Origin of the sequence: Acinetobacter sp., from assembly GCF_050285345.1 — a bacterium.
GTDB lineage: Bacteria > Pseudomonadota > Gammaproteobacteria > Pseudomonadales > Moraxellaceae > Acinetobacter.
Genome location: NZ_JBLZXR010000130.1, coordinates 1 through 19,481, shown reverse-complemented (window position 1 = coordinate 19,481; position 19,481 = coordinate 1). Strand labels below are relative to the sequence as shown.

Annotated in this window: 15 protein-coding genes, 1 tRNA gene and 1 pseudogene; 10 read left to right on the top strand and 7 right to left on the bottom strand. The window is 40.0% G+C overall.

Annotated elements, in window-relative coordinates:
• Nucleotides 1–30 precede the first annotated feature (30 nt).
• The 3 genes from ACN6OV_RS11570 to ACN6OV_RS11560 form a co-directional block, all read right to left on the bottom strand.
• Complete coding sequence (locus ACN6OV_RS11570) at nucleotides 31–666, bottom strand: response regulator transcription factor (RefSeq protein ID WP_427953099.1); 636 nt, start codon at nucleotides 664–666, stop codon at nucleotides 31–33.
• Between the two features lie 3 nt (nucleotides 667–669).
• Nucleotides 670–2,334: a phosphoethanolamine transferase gene (locus ACN6OV_RS11565; protein ID WP_427953097.1), complete on the bottom strand. Its 1,665-nt coding sequence runs from the start codon at nucleotides 2,332–2,334 to the stop codon at nucleotides 670–672.
• 275 nt (nucleotides 2,335–2,609) lie between these two features.
• Nucleotides 2,610–3,872, bottom strand: a complete 1,263-nt coding sequence (locus ACN6OV_RS11560; protein WP_427953095.1) for an MFS transporter — start codon at nucleotides 3,870–3,872, stop codon at nucleotides 2,610–2,612.
• Between the two features lie 173 nt (nucleotides 3,873–4,045).
• On the opposite strand from ACN6OV_RS11560, the gene ACN6OV_RS11555 reads away from it, so the two are divergent.
• The 5 genes from ACN6OV_RS11555 (at nucleotide 4,046) to putP (ending at nucleotide 8,821) form a co-directional block, all read left to right on the top strand.
• Nucleotides 4,046–4,681, top strand: coding sequence for a 1-acyl-sn-glycerol-3-phosphate acyltransferase (locus ACN6OV_RS11555; RefSeq protein ID WP_427953093.1), 636 nt, complete (start codon nucleotides 4,046–4,048; stop codon nucleotides 4,679–4,681).
• Between the two features lie 60 nt (nucleotides 4,682–4,741).
• Complete coding sequence (locus ACN6OV_RS11550; protein ID WP_427953091.1) at nucleotides 4,742–5,665, top strand: patatin-like phospholipase family protein; 924 nt, start codon at nucleotides 4,742–4,744, stop codon at nucleotides 5,663–5,665.
• 98 nt (nucleotides 5,666–5,763) lie between these two features.
• Nucleotides 5,764–6,234 carry an NfeD family protein gene (locus ACN6OV_RS11545; RefSeq protein WP_427953089.1) on the top strand — a complete coding sequence of 157 codons (471 nt, stop codon included), beginning with the start codon at nucleotides 5,764–5,766 and terminating at the stop codon, nucleotides 6,232–6,234.
• 26 nt (nucleotides 6,235–6,260) lie between these two features.
• A complete protein-coding gene (locus ACN6OV_RS11540) occupies nucleotides 6,261–7,115 on the top strand; it encodes an SPFH domain-containing protein (RefSeq protein WP_427953087.1) in 855 nt (284 codons plus the stop codon).
• A 215-nt stretch (nucleotides 7,116–7,330) separates the two neighbouring features.
• A complete protein-coding gene (gene putP / locus ACN6OV_RS11535) occupies nucleotides 7,331–8,821 on the top strand; it encodes a sodium/proline symporter PutP (RefSeq protein ID WP_427953085.1) in 1,491 nt (496 codons plus the stop codon).
• A gap of 168 nt (nucleotides 8,822–8,989) precedes the next feature.
• Here the strand turns inward: putP and ACN6OV_RS11530 are convergent, their stop codons facing one another.
• The 3 genes from ACN6OV_RS11530 to prpF form a co-directional block, all read right to left on the bottom strand.
• Nucleotides 8,990–9,898, bottom strand: a complete 909-nt coding sequence (locus ACN6OV_RS11530) for a polyprenyl synthetase family protein (protein ID WP_427953083.1) — start codon at nucleotides 9,896–9,898, stop codon at nucleotides 8,990–8,992.
• Nucleotides 9,899–10,051: 153 nt separating this feature from the next.
• Complete coding sequence (locus ACN6OV_RS11525) at nucleotides 10,052–10,996, bottom strand: GGDEF domain-containing protein (protein ID WP_427953081.1); 945 nt, start codon at nucleotides 10,994–10,996, stop codon at nucleotides 10,052–10,054.
• A gap of 202 nt (nucleotides 10,997–11,198) precedes the next feature.
• Nucleotides 11,199–12,389 (bottom strand): 2-methylaconitate cis-trans isomerase PrpF, encoded by a 1,191-nt coding sequence (gene prpF, locus ACN6OV_RS11520; protein ID WP_427953079.1) that lies wholly within the window; start codon nucleotides 12,387–12,389, stop codon nucleotides 11,199–11,201.
• 330 nt (nucleotides 12,390–12,719) lie between these two features.
• Between prpF and ACN6OV_RS11515 the strand changes: the two genes are divergently transcribed.
• The 5 genes from ACN6OV_RS11515 to ACN6OV_RS11495 all read left to right on the top strand — a co-directional run bounded on the left by ACN6OV_RS11515 (nucleotide 12,720) and on the right by ACN6OV_RS11495 (nucleotide 19,199).
• Nucleotides 12,720–14,108 (top strand): amino acid permease, encoded by a 1,389-nt coding sequence (locus ACN6OV_RS11515; RefSeq protein WP_078189974.1) that lies wholly within the window; start codon nucleotides 12,720–12,722, stop codon nucleotides 14,106–14,108.
• 73 nt (nucleotides 14,109–14,181) lie between these two features.
• Nucleotides 14,182–14,254 (top strand) — tRNA-Arg (locus ACN6OV_RS11510).
• A gap of 549 nt (nucleotides 14,255–14,803) precedes the next feature.
• Nucleotides 14,804–16,063 carry an OmpP1/FadL family transporter gene (locus ACN6OV_RS11505; RefSeq protein ID WP_427953076.1) on the top strand — a complete coding sequence of 420 codons (1,260 nt, stop codon included), beginning with the start codon at nucleotides 14,804–14,806 and terminating at the stop codon, nucleotides 16,061–16,063.
• A gap of 305 nt (nucleotides 16,064–16,368) precedes the next feature.
• Complete coding sequence (locus ACN6OV_RS11500; RefSeq protein ID WP_427953074.1) at nucleotides 16,369–17,589, top strand: OmpP1/FadL family transporter; 1,221 nt, start codon at nucleotides 16,369–16,371, stop codon at nucleotides 17,587–17,589.
• 374 nt (nucleotides 17,590–17,963) lie between these two features.
• Nucleotides 17,964–19,199: an OmpP1/FadL family transporter gene (locus tag ACN6OV_RS11495; RefSeq protein ID WP_427953072.1), complete on the top strand. Its 1,236-nt coding sequence runs from the start codon at nucleotides 17,964–17,966 to the stop codon at nucleotides 19,197–19,199.
• A 72-nt stretch (nucleotides 19,200–19,271) separates the two neighbouring features.
• Here ACN6OV_RS11495 and ACN6OV_RS11490 read toward each other — a convergent pair.
• A pseudogene (locus ACN6OV_RS11490) lies at nucleotides 19,272–19,481 on the bottom strand (bifunctional phosphoserine phosphatase/homoserine phosphotransferase ThrH); the annotation flags it as partial.

Sequence of the window (19,481 nt, the reverse complement as noted above, 5' to 3'; positions counted from 1 at the left end):
ATTCCATGTCGTATGGCTTACGCCAGTCGCTTATATCCTCGTGCTGAACCACGAGGTTTTACGCTCCAAGTGATAAACTTCAATCGTATTACTGCTGATCTCACTATCAAAGTCATACAGTTTATCTTCTAAATTTGCCTTAGAAAAAATCTTATTCGGATGGGTCACCAGCGGAATTAAAATCGCCCATTCACGGTTAGACAAATCCACATATTGCCCTTTATAGCGCGCCAAATGCTGCTCGACATCCAAAACAAGTTCACCATGTTTTAAAATTTTCTGGGTTACATCAAAAGCCACTGTCCCGGTGCGACGCAATAAAGCATGAATCCGCGCCAATAATTCATCAAACTCATAGGGTTTAATCAAATAATCATCGGCACCTTGGTTCAAGCCATCCACTCGATTTTGTAATTGATCACGTGCAGAAATAATTAACACCGGCAACTGCGGCAAAGTCTGACGGATTTGTTTCAGCACTTGCATACCATCCATCAGTGGCAGTCCTAAATCCAACAAAACAATATCAATTCCGCCTTGCTGAATTAATTTTAAACCATCAATGCCATTATTCACCCATTCCACCTCAAACTGCTGATAGTTCAACAGGGTTTTGGTCGATTCAGCAATCATGAAATCATCTTCAATAATGAGTATTTTGTGCATGGCTTATGTCCTGCTCTGAGCGCATGGTTGCAACATATCGTTCTTTTCATCAATCACCTGCGTTTGAATACCCAACAGGCTGAGCATTGATGGAAATAAATTATCCTGACTTAATTTTTGGCTTTTTTGTGCCATTAAACAAGTATATTGTGCCGAATTGTTTTTTTGCCAAGCCGGTGAAAACCACATCAACATCGGTACATGGGTTTGCTGCGTTGGGGCAATTGCATAAGGTGAACCATGTAAATATAGTCCATGTTCCCCAGTCGATTCACCATGATCTGACAAATACCACAATCCAGTTTGGTAGTTAGTTGTGGTTTTTAAAGTATTCATCAACTCACTCAGCACGTGGTCGGTATAGACAATACTATTGTCATAACTGTTAATTAATTCTACTGAGGTACAACCTTGAATCGCATTGCTATTACACGTCGGTTTAAATTTCTGAAATTCAGCTTTGCTGCGTTTGAAATAGGCAGGTCCATGGCTGCCCATTTGGTGCAATACAATCAAGCGTGGTGATGAATCCTGTTTTAGAATGGCTGCCAAATAGTCTTTTAACGCATCTACCAAAATTTCATCGAAGCATTCGCCATCTGCATCACACCATTTCTGTTTAAGCTTTGCTGAAAATTCATACTTTTCCACGCGGGTACAGGTGCCTTTACAACCTGAATTATTGTCTATCCACGTCACTTTATAGCCGGCGCGCTGTGCAATATCGAGTAAACCTTCCCGATGCCCTGCCAACTGTTCATCATATTCACTGCGTGACATACCAGAAAACATACACGGTACAGAAACCGCTGTTGCCGTTCCGCAAGAACTCACTTGATTAAAATTGATGATGTTTTGTTGGCTTAATTCAGGATTGGTATTTTTTCCATAACCATTCAAGGAAAAACTTTCCGCCCGTGCAGTTTCGCCAACCACCAAAACCATCAGTTTAGGCAACTGACCTTGGCTGACTTTTTCCACCAAATGTGCATCTTCACCATACTTCACCAAAGGTAAATTCTGTTTCGGCGCTTTTTTATGATAATAGGAAAATGTCGAAGTGATACTATTTTGTGGTGAAAGCATCCCTTTTAAATCACGGTGTTCACGAAACATTGCTGCGTAATCAACAAAATAGACAAACAATAATCCCACCATGACGATAAATGATAGCGCAATATTCAGCATTTTTTTGCCAAGGACGGTTCGCATGGCTTCAGGTCGAATAGGCAAGACCAAAGTAATGAAGACTGGTACGATCACCAGAGCAAAGGCCCAAGTAAAAAATTGTGGTGAAATTAAGTCACGCACTTCCTTGGCATCAGTCTGCATCATATTTTGCACTTGATCTGAAGTAATGGTGATGCCCAAACTATTCACAAAATAGGCACTAAACCCACCAATAACCAGCAACATACTGGCCAAAATTTTAAAATTCCAGCGCCATTGCAGCAATTGTATCAGCACATTGTACAGCGCGATCACAACGACAACAGTCGCTGCTAAAAACAGCCCTGCTTTAGCGCCCGTATAGGGGGTGAGTTGCTGAATCTGCTGATAAAAGGCGATGTTGAGCCCGACCCCGAGCCAAATGGCGAGCAGTAAATTAAGTTGGCTTAAACTCAGCTGCGGTAGTTTTTGCTGAATTTTATGAATGGCATTAAACATATTGGCATCAATTTTTATCTTTGATGCTTTAATCTAAAAATCTAAACTTAAGAATGTCTTAAAAGCTACATTTACCCATATAAAAAAAAGACCATGTCCCACATCGCCTTTTTGATGCTTCAAGTCTAAATCTTAAAGTTTAAACTCAAGACCTGTACCCACAACTGGGCGCACACGACACATCTTGCAACATGATGAAAATAATATTTGCATTGCTCTTTTAGAGTGTTAAGAAAAGTAAGACAGCAAAAATCGACATTAAGCTTTAATTTTTCTCATTTTTTTTGCAATTGTACCCATAAAAAAATCGGGCCTAAACTCAGTACGGCCAAAGCTGAAATTAAAAGCAAATAGGTGCTATAACCCAACTGATCAGCAACAATACCACTGATGCTATACAGTCCACCACTGACCGTGGCCATTAAAGCCACTTGAAAGGTAAAGTCGGTCGCGGCAAAATTTTTACGACTGTATTGCATCACCAAGGTCAGCATCACCACCAACAGCATGGCTGAAACCATATCTTCCGCGGCATTAATCAAATAAATCACCCATTCATGTATGGGCTGTTTGGCATCAAATTGCAGCGCAAGCCATGCATAGGCCAGCATCGTCAATATTTTTAAAATCGAATAGCTTATCAAGGCCTGTGCACGTGAAATATATTTCAGACTGAGCCCTGCCAGTCCTGCTCCGATCAAGGCTGCAACAGCACCCAGCATGCTGACATATACACCAATCTGACTAAAACTAAGCCCCATATCTACCATCAACGGTTTTAATAATGGCCCTGCTAAACCATCAACCAGTTTAAAACTCAGTAGTACGAACAGCCACATCTGCAAGGTTTGGGTTTCGGTAAAATAGGCCAGATAACGTTTGATCGCTTGTACAATAGTTTGCTGCTGATGTTTGGTTTCAGGTAAAGATGGCTCTGAAACCTTTACCTTCATCGGCTCTCGATACAATAAAATCGGTAAGCTATTGAGAAAAACCAGTGCCGCTAAACACAAAAATGTCGCTTGCCAATGCAACCAGTCCAAGACCCAGAGTACTGCGCCACCACCCACAATAAAACCCAGACGAGAACCAATCACCTGAAAAGTATTACCCCAATGCTGCTGATCATTTTTTAAAATATTCACTGCAAGCCCATCAGTTGCAATATCTTGTGTGGCACCCACCAAGTTCATGCTCAGCAATGTCATAAAAAACAGCAGCAGATAGATAGGCTGATTTAGGCTTTCAATCGGTAAAAAGGACAAGATGACCAAAACCACAATCGTCAGCAACTGCGTCGGTATAATCCAACTACGGTAATGTCCTTTTGTGTTTGAACCATGCTGATCGACCAGAGGTGCCCAAAAAAATTTGATTGACCACGGCAACATCAATAGCCCAAAACCACCAATATGGGTCAGCGATACGCCTTCCGCTCTTAAAATGACAGGCAAGGCATGGGTCATAAACCCCACAGGTAAACCTTGCGCCCAATACAGGGAAAAAAGTAAGAGATATAGCTGAGGAAGCTGAATCATGTATTTCTCTGCATTGAATGAGCAAAAATAAGCACTTAGAGTATAAAACTCTAAGCATTTTGCCAATGATCTGCAATCAGCTTCAACCTATGATAAAAGTCAAAGACAATGAACGTCGCAAGCAATACAGCAGGATGCTGCTCAGTAACACAGTTAAAAAAGAAGATAATAAAATGAAAAATTGTACCCTTCCCTTTCCTGAATTACCCGACCAAGTGCCATCGCGTGGTTCAGCTTTAACACGTCAGGTATTTAAAAAGATATTTTTAGCTCAAGGTTGGTGCTTTAGTGGTGAATTTCCTAACTTACCCAAGGCGGTTGCGATTATTTCACCGCATACCTCAAATATCGATGCATGGTATGGCTTCCTCGCCCTACTTGGTCTTGGCATCCGAATCACGATTTTCGGTAAAAATAGTTTGTTTCATACTCCACTCAAACCACTTTTAGAGTGGGTTGGAGTCATCCCAGTTAACCGAGAAAATCCACATGGCCTAACCCAAGAAGTTACAGAAATTGTGCAGTCACGGGACAAAATTTGGATTGGGATGGCGCCCGAAGGTACACGTAAAAGAGCCAATAAAATTCGTAGCGGTTTTTACTACATTGCTCATGAAGCTCAGATTCCAATCGTGATGTTTAGCTTTGATTATGCTGAAAAAACTATTCGCTGCTTAGGTGTCTTTTATCCGACAGGCGATTATGCGGTTGACCTTGAAAAAATCTTAAATCTCTATGATGGGCAATTTTCACCACGTAATCCTGAATGGTTGGCCCTACCGTTACAAAAGCACTGGAAAAAGCCCTAGCCAAAGCGTGTTTTTTTTGATCTGATGTGCAGCTTGTATAATTTACAATCAGATTTCAACATGAAACTTTCGCATTTTGTTATACCCAGCCTTTTAGTGCTTGGTTTAGCCGGTTGTGACTCTGCAACCAAAACTCCCACGACTACGACGAAAACGCCAGTAAAAGCACGTGAACCGATTATTGCTATTGCGCTCGGTGGTGGCGGTGCCAAAGGTTTTGCACATATTGGTGTCATTAAGGTGCTTGAATCACATGGCATTCAACCGAAAATTGTTACCGGTACCAGTGCCGGCAGTTTTGTGGGCAGCTTATATGCCAGCGGAAAATCACCTTATCAAATGCAGCAATTGGCACTCAATTTCAAAGAATCAGATATCCGAGATCTGACTTTAAATAGTCAAGGCGTGATTCAAGGTCAGAAGCTACAAGATTTTGTAAATAAGAGCATTGGCAATAAACCGATTGAACAATTCCCAAAACGCTTCGCTGCGGTGGCAACCCGTTTAGACAATGGTCATAAAACCGAATTTAACCGTGGTAACGCAGGCCAAGCGGTACGCGCATCTTGCAGTATTCCGAATGTTTTCGTGCCTGCCACCATTGCAGGTGTAAAATATGTTGATGGCGGCTTGGTCAGCCCAATTCCAGTCAAAACTGCACGTGATATGGGTGCAGATATTGTCATTGCGGTGGATATTTCAGCCCGTCCGGATGGCTCCAAAGCGGTTAGTATGTTTGGTTTGTTGGATCAAACCATTAATATCATGGGGCAACACAGCATTAATGAAGAACTGAAAAATGCCAATATCGTGATTCAACCTAAAGTTGGTCATATCGGCACACTAGATTTGAAATCGAGCAATGCCACGATTTTAGAAGGTGAAAAAGCCGCGCAGCTGAAAATCAAGAGCATTGAAAAAATGATCAGTGACTTTAGACAATCCCCAGCGGCCTTTAAACCTGCCCCGAAAGCCAGAATATAAATCAACGATTTTTTTAATATTCATTGGTTTATACATCTGCTACATTGATATAGATGTTGGTTCATCTATATCAATTACCCCATGATAAGAGTAGATGTATGGAATTTATTTTAGAACCGTGGCATTGGTTTGTTCTCGGCGTCGCCTTGATGATGTTCGAATTGATTTTGCCGTCTTTTGCTGCACTCTGGTTTGGTGTCTCGGCAATTTTGGTTGGTATTTTATATTGGATTTTCCCTTCGATGAGTTTTAATCTCCAAATCATCATCTGGATTATCTTGGCCATTTTATGCACCGTTTTATGGTTTAAATTTATCAAACCGCTTTCCACTGATAAAACCAAAGCAGGTCTTTCACGCGAAGCCACCATTGGACAAATTGGCATGGTGATCCAAACCCAACTTGAACATGGTTCTGTCAAAGTCCGTTTTCCCATGCCTGTATTAGGTTCCGATGAATGGCATTGCCGCACCCAAGACCAACTTCAAGTGGGTGATCGTGTGCGTGTCACCGATATTTTGGGCAATGATTTAGTCGTTCAACTGCATAGCAGCAACCACCCCCAATGACAATCTATAAATAAGTGAGTAATTAAATGTCTGGTGTTTCTATTGTTTTTTTAGCCTTTTTAGTTTTTGTGGCCGTCACCATTTTTAAAGGCGTGCGTATTGTTCCGCAAGGTTATAAATGGATTGTGCAGCGTCTCGGTAAATATCACGTGACCCTCAATCCGGGTCTGAACTTTGTCATTCCCTATATTGATGAAGTGGCATATAAAGTGACGACCAAAGACATCGTGCTCGATATTCCATCACAAGAAGTCATTACCCGCGATAACGCTGTACTGGTGATGAATGCTGTAGCGTACATCAATTTGACTACACCTGAAAAAGCTGTGTATGGCATTGAAAACTATACTTGGGCAATTCAAAATCTAGTACAAACGTCATTACGTTCTATAGTTGGTGAAATGGATCTGGATGATGCATTGTCTTCACGTGATCATATTAAAGCCAAACTTAAAGCCGCAATTTCTGATGATATTTCGGACTGGGGGATTACCCTTAAAACTGTAGAAATTCAGGATATTCAACCATCTCATACCATGCAAGCGGCGATGGAAGCCCAAGCGGCTGCGGAGCGTCAACGTCGTGCAACGGTAACCAAAGCTGATGGTGAAAAACAAGCAGCAATTTTGGAAGCTGATGGTCGTTTAGAGGCGTCACGTCGTGATGCAGAAGCTCAAGTCGTTTTAGCAGAATCTTCTCAGCGTGCGATTGAAATGGTGACCTCAGCCGTGGGTGACAAAGAGATTCCTGTGGCCTACTTGTTAGGTGAGCAATATGTTAAAGCCATGCAAGATATGGCGAAATCCAACAATGCCAAAACAGTGGTCTTACCTGCCGATGTACTCAATACCATTCGTGGCATAATGGGTCGTAATAATTAAAAACTCACTTCCTTTATTTTTAAATGGGCCGTTTTAATGGCCCATTTTTCTGCTAGACACGAAAAAGAAGGCAAAGTTTGTGAATTTATGTTTAAATTTCACGTTATTTTTTAGCGTTTCAGGACTTAAAACCTGATTTTTCCTACCGCGTTTAGGAAAAATCTCACTTAGTCCATCGTTTAAATGCAATTGTCCAACGCCAAAATGGATATCGTATGAGTTCCCTGAATCCCCCCCTAATCACATTTCTTTTTTATATTGTCGCCATGGTCGTGATTGGGTTACTTGCCTATCGTGCGACCAGTAACTTTTCAGACTACATTTTGGGTGGCCGACGATTAGGTAGCTTTGTCACAGCACTCTCTGCTGGTGCATCGGATATGAGTGGCTGGTTACTCATGGGTCTGCCCGGCGCTATTTATCTTTCGGGTTTATCTGAAATGTGGATTGCGATTGGTCTGGTGATTGGTGCCTGGCTCAACTGGCTACTGGTTGCAGGTCGTCTACGTGTCCATACAGAAGTCCAAAACAACTCGCTGACCCTGCCGGACTATTTCTCCAACCGCTTTAATGATCAGAAAAAAATCCTGCGTATCGTCTCTGCGGTGATTATTTTGATCTTCTTTGCGATCTACTGTGCTTCCGGCATGGTGGCAGGTGCGCGTTTATTTGAAAGCATGTTTGGTCTGTCTTACAGCACTGCACTTTGGATCAGTGCGATTGCCACTGTCAGTTATGTATTTATTGGTGGTTTCCTTGCAGTCAGCTGGACAGACACCATCCAAGCAGGCTTCATGATTTTTGCCCTGTTGTTGACACCAATTGTGGTGTTGCTGTCGTTCTCTGACCTGACTCAGTTTACCCTTGCACTTGAAGCAGCTCGCCCACAGGCCATGAATGTTTTGGGTGACTTAAGCTTTGTTGCTATCTTGTCGTTATTGGCATGGGGCTTAGGCTACTTTGGTCAACCGCATATTCTGGTCCGTTTCATGGCAGCGGATTCTGTGAAATCAATTCCAAATGCACGCCGTATTGGTATGACATGGATGACGCTATGTTTAGCTGGTGCAGTTGCTGCTGGTTTCTTCGGGATTGCTTATTTCCAGCAACATCCTGAACTTGCAGCGGTGGTGAATGCAAACCCTGAAACCGTCTTTATGGAATTGACCAAAATTCTGTTTAACCCCTGGATTGCCGGTGTGGTCTTAGCTGCAATTTTGGCTGCGATCATGAGTACGCTCAGTTGTCAGCTTTTGGTCTGTTCAAGTACCTTAACTGAAGACTTTTATAAATCGTTCTTACGCAAAAATGCCTCACAAAAAGAATTGGTTTGGGTCGGTCGCCTGATGGTATTGATGATTGCACTGTTAGCAATTTACATGGCCGGAAACCCAGATTCTAAAGTACTTGGTTTGGTTGCTTATGCATGGGCAGGTTTTGGTGCTGCATTTGGTCCATTGATCATCATGTCATTGTTCTGGAAACGCATGACCTTGAATGGCGCATTGGCGGGCATGGTCGTGGGTGCAGTGATGGTGATCTTATGGAAAAATGTCTGGGGCTACACCGGCGTTTATGAAATCATTCCGGGCTTCATTTGCTCAATGATTGCGATTATTGTGGTCAGCTTAATGGGTAAAGCACCTTCTGCTGAAGTCACCGATAAGTTTGAAGAAGCAGACCGTATTTATAAAGAAAGTATCTAAATTCCTTTCATCCCCCTCATTTACTAGAAGGACGTTCGCGTCCTTTTTTTAATGTTTAAAAGTTCCGATTCGATTTAAATTCACAACAAATTACCAAGCCTGTACTTTCTTCTAAGCATAAAAAAAGCCTGAACAAATATTTATTCAGGCTTTTTATTTCAAAATTTCTTAACTTTTGCGTTTCAACAGAAACTGAGTAATGTTCTTCAGTTCTTGTGCATTGTCACCAAAATAAGCCAGTGCATTCATAGCTTGATTATGTAAATCTTCCGCATAAGCCTGCGCATTTTCCAGTCCCATAAGAGCCGGATAAGTGGACTTATCTACTTGCTGATCTTTACCGGCAGTTTTACCCAACACTTCTGTTGCAGAAATAATATCTAAAATATCATCTTGTACTTGGAAGGCTAAACCAATGGCCAAACCAAACTCACGTAATTTTGGAATGCCCTGATCTGTGCCATTAAAAATCGTCACCGCAGCCATCATAATAGCCGCCGAGATTAACGCACCAGTTTTATTGCGGTGAATATTTTCCAGTTGTGCTTGGTCTACATGTTGGCCTTCGGCTTGAAGATCTAGCACTTGCCCATTGACCATTTTCGACGTTGCAGTGGCTAAAATTTGCATTTGCTTTAAGACAATCGCCGGCTCAACTGCAGGACCTTGGTCAAATAAACGACTACCTAAAACTTCAAAGGCCATCGATTGTAAAATATCGCCGGCAAGTAATGCGGTATCTTCACCAAAAGCCACATGACAGGTCGGTTGACCACGACGCAATAAATCATTGTCCATACAAGGCAAGTCATCATGTGCCAATGAATAGCAATGAATAAACTCGATGGCCACTGCCGCGCGGCGTACGGCTGCATAATTGGTATTTGAGTTTAATGCCGCAGTGGCATAGCAAAGTGCCGGACGAACGCGCTTCCCTCCCAACATTACAGCATGATATACCGCACCTTTTAAGGGTTCTGGAATTGCAAAAGCATCTAATGCTGTAAGTAAATCCTGTTGAATACGCTGTTGGGCTTCAGTCAGGGCATGTGTGGAAACGTCTGTTAAAGAAGACACATTCACCTCAAATACTTAAATATTAATTTCTATCGACGATGTGCAATTCATTTGCCCACGCATCGGTCAATATGACATGTTGCATCATACTGCTTTCTCGAGTCTTTCTCTATCTTCCCATCCATTTTTGCTGAGAGATCACACATTAAATTTTTAGATTTCACCGTTGAATAATTGAAAGCTTTGCCCATCACTAAAATAAGTACAATTTTTAGAACCATGCTTGGCTTGATATAAAGCCTGATCTGCACGCACTAAGGTTTCAATGAGTGATTCTGAACTGTGCCAAGCTGCAACACCGCAGGAAATTGTCAGTTTTAATATTTTCTCTGTATAGTTCATCGAAGATGCCTCAATCTGTGCACAGCATTGCTGCGCAATCAGACAGGCTTGATTGAGTGTAGATGTGGGCAAAATCATAGCAAACTCTTCCCCGCCCATACGATAAATTTTAGCAAATCCAATATCAGCAAGTACGGCTTCAAGTATTTGAGCACTCTGGGCGAGGACTTGATCTCCAAAAGCATGCCCATAATCATCATTCACCTGTTTAAAATTATCTAAATCCAACATCATTACACTCAAGGTCGAAATGTGCGCTGCATTTAATTTTTGTTGCCATTTCTCTAAATGCAGATCAAAGCAACGACGATTGCGTACAGCAGTCAAATGATCAAAATACACCTGTTGTTTCAATTGTAGATTACGTTGCACCAGTTTTTGTTCGGACTGCTTTAAATAGGTAATATCAGCACAGCACAGGAGTACATACTTGAGCTCTCCGTTTTGTTGAAAATGCGGTTTTAAGGTAAACCAATAATGTCGATCATTTTCACTGTAAATAAAAGGTTCAATACATTCGATTTCCAAGTAGCGTGAATCAAATTCCGAGACCGTTGATTTGATTTTAGGTTCAAATAAATTCAGTTGAGCTAACACAATCTCTTTCAAATTTGATTGAAAACTATACTCAAACAGTCGATTTGCACATAAAATATCTGCACTCGCAGAAAATAGTGCTGCTGGCATTGGTAATGCTTCCAATACTGCAAGGTTTGCAGAGGATAAGTCCGTTTTTAATAAGTCGTTTTTCAGCATGATATATCCACTTTTTTTAGGGTATAGCTATGCGAAATGCTATCAAATTATTTGTGACCTATCTCACAAAATACTTCTAATATTATATGCAGTGCTTATTCTATTAACATATATACTAAATGTTGCTTTGCTTATTTCTTATATTTATAAAGTACAAAAAAAGCCTCTGTAAAACAGAGGCTTTGATCCAACTTGGTATCAATTATTTCAGTGTATCTGCCGGAATACGTACCCAACCTTCCATTAAGACCCGTGCACTTCGGCTCATGACGGCTTTTTTAACCACCCATTGCCCATTTTCAAGTTCAGCTTGCGCACCGACACGTAATGTTCCAGAAGGATGTCCAAAACGAACTGCTTCACGTTCACCACCGCCTGCGGCTAAATTGACCAAAGTCCCCGGAATCGCTGCTGCTGTACCAATCGCGACCGCTGCGGTTCCCATCATGGCATGATGCAATTTGCCCATCGACAATGCTCTCACCAAAAGATCGGTATCTTTTTCGCCAATTTCTTTGGCACTTGATGAGGTATAAGCCTTCGGCTGAGAAACAAAGGCAATTTTAGGCGTATGTTGACGTTTTTCCGCCTCTGCAATATCTGAAATTAGGCCCATTTGTACTGCACCATAAGCTCTGATTTTTTCAAAGCGTGCCAGTGCCTGTGCATCACCATTAATTGCGTCTTGAAGTTCTGTACCGGTATAACCAATATCTTCAGCATTTAAGAAAATGGTCGGAATACCTGCATTGATAAATGTCGCAGCAAAACTTCCTTCGTCGGGCACGGTTAAAGTATCCACCACATTGCCCGTTGGGAACATTGCACCGCCATCTTCACCATCATCGGCAGGATCTAAGAACTCAATTTGCACTTCGGCTGCTGGAAAGGTCACACCATCCAACTCAAAGTCCCCAGTTTCTTGAACTTGACCATTGGTTATTGGTACATGAGCAATGATGGTTTTTTTGATATTGGCTTGCCAAATACGAACGGTACATAGACCATTTTCAGGAATACGATCCGCATCGACCAAACCATTTGAAATCGCAAATGCACCAACTGCAGCCGTTAAGTTACCGCAGTTTCCACTCCAATCAACAAAAGCTTTATCAATAGAAACTTGTCCAAACAGGTAATCAACATCATGCTCTGCTTGGGTACTTTTTGCCAAAATAACGGTTTTACTGGTACTTGAAGTTGCACCGCCCATCCCATCAATCTGTTTGCCATAAGGGTCTGGACTACCAATGACACGCAATAAAATCTGATCACGCTCTGTTCCAGGTTTCTGCGCCGCTTCAGGCAATTCATCCAACTTAAAAAATACGCCTTTACTTGTGCCGCCACGCATATAAGTTGCTGCAATTTTGATTTGGGGTGCAAAACTCATTTTTATTGAATCCTTGATATTTATCATTGTGTTAAGGCAGTTTATTCATTTCCGCCATTTTCCATCATACATTGTTTATCAGAAATTTTAATAATCACATGACTTAAGTATAAAAAAACGACATTTGATATTTTCTTTATCGTGAGCGGAGCTCTATTTAAACTTTAAAAATAAAATTAATTCATTGATTCATAAATTCTTAATTAGACAATCCACACCAAATAATAGTTATACAATACATAGATATTTTTCATATATTTTGAGCTACTAGGCTATTCAACCTCGATCTATTACAATTACGAAAATTAAACCATTCACGGGAAGAGTAACTTGACTACCAATTCCTCCGAACTCAAGCGTGGCTTAAAGAATCGTCATATTCAATTGATTGCCATGGGTGGTGCAATTGGTACAGGCTTATTCTTGGGCTCAGCGCATGTGATTCAATCTGCTGGACCATCCATTATTCTTGGCTACGCCATTGGCGGTCTGATCGCCTTTCTAATTATGCGTCAGTTGGGTGAAATGATCGTCCATGAGCCTGTAGCGGGTTCATTTAGCCATTTTGCATATAAATATTGGGGGAAATTTCCAGGTTTCTTAACAGGTTGGAACTACTGGATTCTCTATATTTTAGTGGCAATGACAGAACTCACCGCTGTTGCGAAATACATCAATTATTGGTGGCCTCATATTCCAGCGTGGGCATCTGTACTGTTTTTCTTCGTGATCATTACTTTAGTAAACTTAGGTAATGTGAAGTTTTATGGTGAATCTGAGTTTTGGCTGTCGATTATTAAAGTCACTGCAGTTATTTCGATGATCGTATTTGGTTTGTATTTGCTACTTACTGCAGATGCCAACTCAACCGCATCATTTACCAACTTATGGAGTCAGGGCGGCTTCTTCCCAAATGGTTTTGAAGGCTTATTCTTCATGCTGGCTTTCTTGATGTTCGCCTTCGGTGGTATTGAACTGATTGGTATGGCGGCAGCGGAAGCTGAAAATCCAAAAGAAACTATTCCTAAAGCGATTAACCAAGTTGTTTTTCGTATTTTGATTTTCTACGTGGGTTCTTTGACTATTCTATTATCACTTGTGCCATGGAATCAGCTTGAACTAGGTGGTTTAGACAAAAGTCCATTTGTGATGATCTTTAGCCAACTGGGTATTGATTGGGCTGCACATTTACTGAACTTCATTATCTTAACTGCAGCACTGTCTGTTTATAACAGCGGTATGTATGCCAATAGCCGTATGCTTTACAGCTTGGCGAAGCAAGGTAATGCTCCAAAAGTTTTCGCTAAAACCAACAAAAGTGGCGTGCCAATTCCAGCAGTATTACTTTCTGCAGTCCTGATTTTCGGTTGCGTACTCTTAAACTACTTCGTACCTGAAGATGCGCTTGGTCACTTAATGTATGTGGTGGTTGGTGCACTTGTCCTTAACTGGGCGATGATTACCATGACTCACTTACAGTTCCGTCGTGCAAAACGTATTTTGAATTTTACAACGTCTTATCCTGCACTTTGGGCACCAGTCAGCAACTACATCGTTCTGATCTTTATTGCTTTAGTTCTCTTTATTATGTGGACTCAGGGCTTTATGGAATCTGTTCTGATGATCCCTGTTTGGATTACAGTCATGTTATTAATGTTTAACTATCTTAATCCAAAAGATTTGAGCGACATTGACCCCAATGAAGTTCATAAAGACTAAGTAATTTAAAAAGTTATTGTTTCGGCAATAACTTTTTTTTTAGCTAAAATAGGAGTACATTAGCCTCCGTCTTGCGCTCTTAGCTTAACCGGATAGAGCAGTTGCCTCCTAAGCGACCGACGTGGGTTCGAGTCCCGCAGAGCGCACAATTTTTTAGACACCTCACCTCTCTGATTTGTTCAACTCACATTTATCAATAAAACTAAATTCAGAATTCTTAAATCTAAATTACAAATTCAAAATTCATCTCTGAATTTTTTAACTTAATCTTTGTTTTTACTGATATTACTCTTGAGAGTTTGTTTTTAAGAAGAATTGAATAGCACTTTTTAAATTCCCTAACCATCTATTTGTCAATGCAAAAAACGACACATGGCGTGGTCTATAAGGCCAAAAAATCAATTCATGACTGCCCATATCAAAATATTTTCAATTATTTTTAGATTTAGAAAATAATGCAGAAACTAAAAATATTAAATAATAATCAAAATGTTATATGTATTAATTAGTACATTTACTCTAAATAGTTCGTTTTTCAATCATATTTTTTAATATAGAGCATTTACTCTTATTTTAATTGTGCTATTTTTGTCACATGGAGTAACAATTAAGCCCAAGAGTATTAAAAAGTTTTCCATAACGAATATATGCAGTAACCATAAAAATCAAATTCGTATCTCAAGGAATGACGAAGAATGAAATTAAAAACTTTAGCTACAGCCATGATTCTTGCTTCAGTTCCAATGACAGGTGCTTTTGCAGCAGCTCTAGATCGTTCAGGGCAATCTATTTCTGCATTTTTACAACCAGGGAACTATTTTGAAGCAGGTATTTCGGTTTTAGATCCGAATGTTTCAGGGAAGATGAACAGCACTGCACCTGCTAGCAACCCAACATTAGGAGCTCTTGCTAATACATCACTAGATGACATGGCGGGTGATTACTATTTTCCACAAGCAGCATTAAAATTACAGCTAACTGATAATTTTTCTTTTGGTTTACTCTATGATCAACCTTTTGGTGCAGAAGCTAAATATAGTGCAACAGATCAAACACTACCAGTTGCAGGTAACCCTGGTGCATTCCAATTAATGGGCGAAACAACAGAAGTCGAAGTTAACACTCAAAATATCTCGATGATATTAGGTTTTCAACCAATTGAAAATTTTAACATATACGGCGGTGGTGTTTATCAAACAGTAAAAGGTGATGTTCAACTACGTGGTATTGCATATGGCGCAAACCAAGCTCTCGGTTTATATAATGCAAATATGAAAGAAGATAGTGCCGTTGGTTGGTTAGCAGGATTAGCGTACCAAATCCCAGAAATTGCTTTAAAAGCATCTATTACTTACCGTTCTGAGATTGATCACGAAGCTGCAACCACTGAAACTGGAAGCAGTGCTCTACTAGGCGATGCTTTTTCAACGCGTGCTGACACTAAGATCACCACACCGCAGTCTGTTAACCTTGATTTTCAAACTGGTATCATGGCCGACACTGTCGCATTTGCAAATGTACGTTGGGTAGATTGGTCAAATTTTGCAATTCGCCCAACCGCTTTTGGTAAAGCATCTGAAACATTAGGTGCCCTTGGTCGTGGTCCTGTTGGTGGATTTGACCTTGTTGCTTATTCTGACGATCAAATCAATGCTACAGTTGGTATAGGTCGTAAATTGAGTGAACAATGGGCTGGTAACGTTTCTGTAGGTTGGGATTCTGGTGCAGGCAACCCTGTATCAACACTTGGTCCTACTGAAGGCTACTGGAACGTTGGCTTAGGTTTACAATTCAGCCCAGCGCCTAACTACTTTATCGCAGGTGGTGTTAAATACTTCATGTTAGGTGATGCTGAAGCACAACCTGCATCAATGTTTGGTACAAATGAATCAGTAGCATCATTTGAAGATAACGATGCATGGGCTTACGGTCTAAAAATCGGTTACCGCTTCTAATTCTCGGTATTAGTAGATTGGAAATATATCCAATCTACTATTGTAAAAATAATTTAATTCAAATGTTCATAGATTGAGCATTTGAATTTTTTAAGTTCAAAGATAAACATTAAGTTAAATACTCTATTTTTTTATTTATAAATCATAAACATAAATAACACCTTCTAGAATAATTACTCTAGCATTGCTTATTTTTTAACTTATACAGTTCATTTTTAGAGTAGCAACTCTTATTTACTGTTTTTCTATTTATGTTACTTTCCACACATTGAAATAACATCAAAAGTTACAAACAGGGATAATGTATGCAACTCAACAGTCTTACAAAAGCCATCATCATCAGTTTAATGCCTGCAACTACAGCGATTGCTGGTGGTTTAGACCGTTCAGGCCAATCAATTTCTGCATTCTTACAACCTGGTAACTATGCAGAAGCTGGTATTTCAATTCTAGATCCAAATGTATCAGGACAAGACACTGATAAAAACAGTGCTTCAGATATGGCGGGTGATTATTATTTTCCTCATGCAGCACTTAAAATCCAAGCGACAGATAAAATTTCAGTAGGTTTAATCTACGACCAACCCTTTGGTGCAGATGCAGAATATACTGGCCAAAATAACTTTGTTGAAAACCGTCCATTGCCTTTTCAAGGAAATACATCTGTTGTTGTAGATACACAAAATCTAAGTTTATTGGTTGGCTATCAACCCAATGAGAACTGGAACGTATATGCAGGTGCTGTATATCAAACAGTAGATGGCACAGTACTTCTACGTGGTAAAACATATTCTGCTTTTAATGGATATGATTTTAGAACAGGTGAAGATGAATCCGTTGGTTGGTTAGCGGGTGTTGCATATCAAATTCCAGAAATTGCGCTTAAAGCCTCTGTAACTTATCGCTCTGAAATTGATCATGAAATGAATGCCTATGAGCGTTTTAATGCTGTAGGAATGACTGGAAATGACGCTTTAAATGGTGCAATGACTGTTATAAACTCTGCAAAAGGTGAAACTGAGCTAACGACTCCACAGTCTGTAAATATTGATTTCCAAACAGGTATTATGGAAAACACTGTTGCATTTGCAAATGTACGTTGGGTAGATTGGTCAAAATTTAAAGTACAACCTTACAAGTTTGGAAAACTTAGTGAAACACTCGGTCAATCTGGTATGGTTCCAACTAAGCCAAATGGTTTTAACTTAATTGATTATAAAGATGATCAAATTTCTGCAAACATTGGTGTTGGTCGTAAATTTACAGATCGTTGGGCTGCAAATGTATCTATCGGTTGGGACTCTGGAGCAGGCAACCCTGTGACAACATTAGGTCCAACTGAAGGTTATTGGAATATTGGTACAGGTGTACGCTTCTCTCCTGCTACAAATTACTTCATCGGTGCTGGTATAAAATATTTCTGGTTGGGTGATGCAGATGCTGTAACGGGCGCACATACCCCTGCAGGCACATTCGCAGATAACCACGCAATTGCTTATGGTTTAAATGTCGGGTACAACTTCTAATACAAGTTATATTTTGTAATATAAAAAAGCCCCATTTTGGGGCTTTTTTATATTCAACATGTGATGTATTTCACAATTTACTATATTTATTAAGCAATATATAGAGCGTTTTTTAGCCAAACAAACTATAAAAATTTTAATACTTAATTTAAAAGTATTTATTTGTATAACAGTAACTTAAATAAATATTTTAAAGTTTTAACTCTAAAATAAATAAAAACAATGACTTTTTTATACTATTAGTTCAATTTTAGAGTCTTTACTCTTTTTTTATTTATGATATTTTTCGCACATAGATATGATTAAAAATAAATTACATATCTCATATTTTTATTAACGCATTGACGCGTTTTTTATACTAGGAAAGTAGAAAAATGAACTTAAAAGCATTAACAAGTGCCATTTTATTTGCCAGCGTACCAATGACAGGGGCTTTTGCAGCAGCAATGGATCGCTCTGGGCAGTCAATTTCTGCATTTTTACAACCGGGTAATTATTTTGAAGCAGGGATTTCAGTTTTAGATGCAGACGTTTCAGGGAAAATGACTGATAACTATGCGAATGCAGCTTCACGCGGTAAAGAACTGGGTGATATGGCAGAATCTTATTACTTCCCTAGCGCTGCTATTAAATTGCAACCACATGAAAAAATTTCTGTTGGTTTAATTTACGACCAACCATTTGGTGCCGAAGCAAAGTATAAACTTGAACATGGCGCATTTAACGCCAATATTAACCAAGTAAATACTCCTACAGAAGTCGAAGTCAAAACTCAAAATCTCAACTTTTTAGTTGGTTATCAACCGACTGAAAATTGGAATTTTTATGGCGGTGCTGTGTACCAAACTGTTAAGGGTGATATTCAATTAGCTGGTACAGCATACTCATTATTTTCTGGCTATAAAGCATCCATTGAAGAAGATTCAAGTGTTGGTTGGTTAGCAGGTGCTGCATTCCAAATTCCAGAAATTGCTTTAAAGGCATCTGTGACTTATCGCTCTGAAATCGATCATGATGTAAGAGCAGAAGAATCTTTTACTGGACTAATGAATCTAAGCATTTATCCGCAACGCTTGCGTACAGAAGGTGATACGACGATTACAACACCTCAATCTGTAAATTTAGATTTACAGTCAGGCATCATGGCCAATACCGTTGCCTTTGCACAGCTTCGTTGGGTAGATTGGTCTAATTTTGCAATTCGTCCTCATCAATTTGGCGAAGCAACCCAACGCCCATTAGTTGTAGGCCAAACAGGAAAGCCTCAAGGATTTGATTTAGTTGCATACGAAAAAGATCAAATATCAGCAAACGTTGGTATAGGTCGTAAGTTTAATGATCAATGGGCAGGTACAGTCATGGTCGGTTGGGACTCTGGTGCAGGCAACCCAGTTTCAACCCTAGGTCCAACTGAAGGTTATTGGAGTGTTGGTTTAGGTGGTCAGTTCTCTCCGACACCTCAAACATTCCTTCAAGCGGGAGTCAAATACTTCATGCTTGGTGATGCAAAATCTCAAGTAGCTTCTGACTTTGGTGGTGATAAATACGTAGCTAATTTTGAAGATAATGACGCGATCGGTTATAGCTTAAAATTAGGCTATCGTTTCTAAGTTGCCTTAAAAACTTTGGATTAAACAGAAAGGGCGCTATAAGCGCCCTTTTCTATAACTTGCTATTCAGAATTATGCTGGAATATCCCGAACTGAAGCATTACGAATCGCTTCTTTTAGTGCATCATAGCCATGAATTGGTGGAAACTGTGGAAATTCAGCAATCACATTATCAGGCGCATCAAATAAGAAACCCGCATCAGCTTCACCAAGCATCGTCGTATCGTTATAAGAATCACCTGCTGCAATCACACGGAAGTTTAACCCATGCAATGCTTGAAC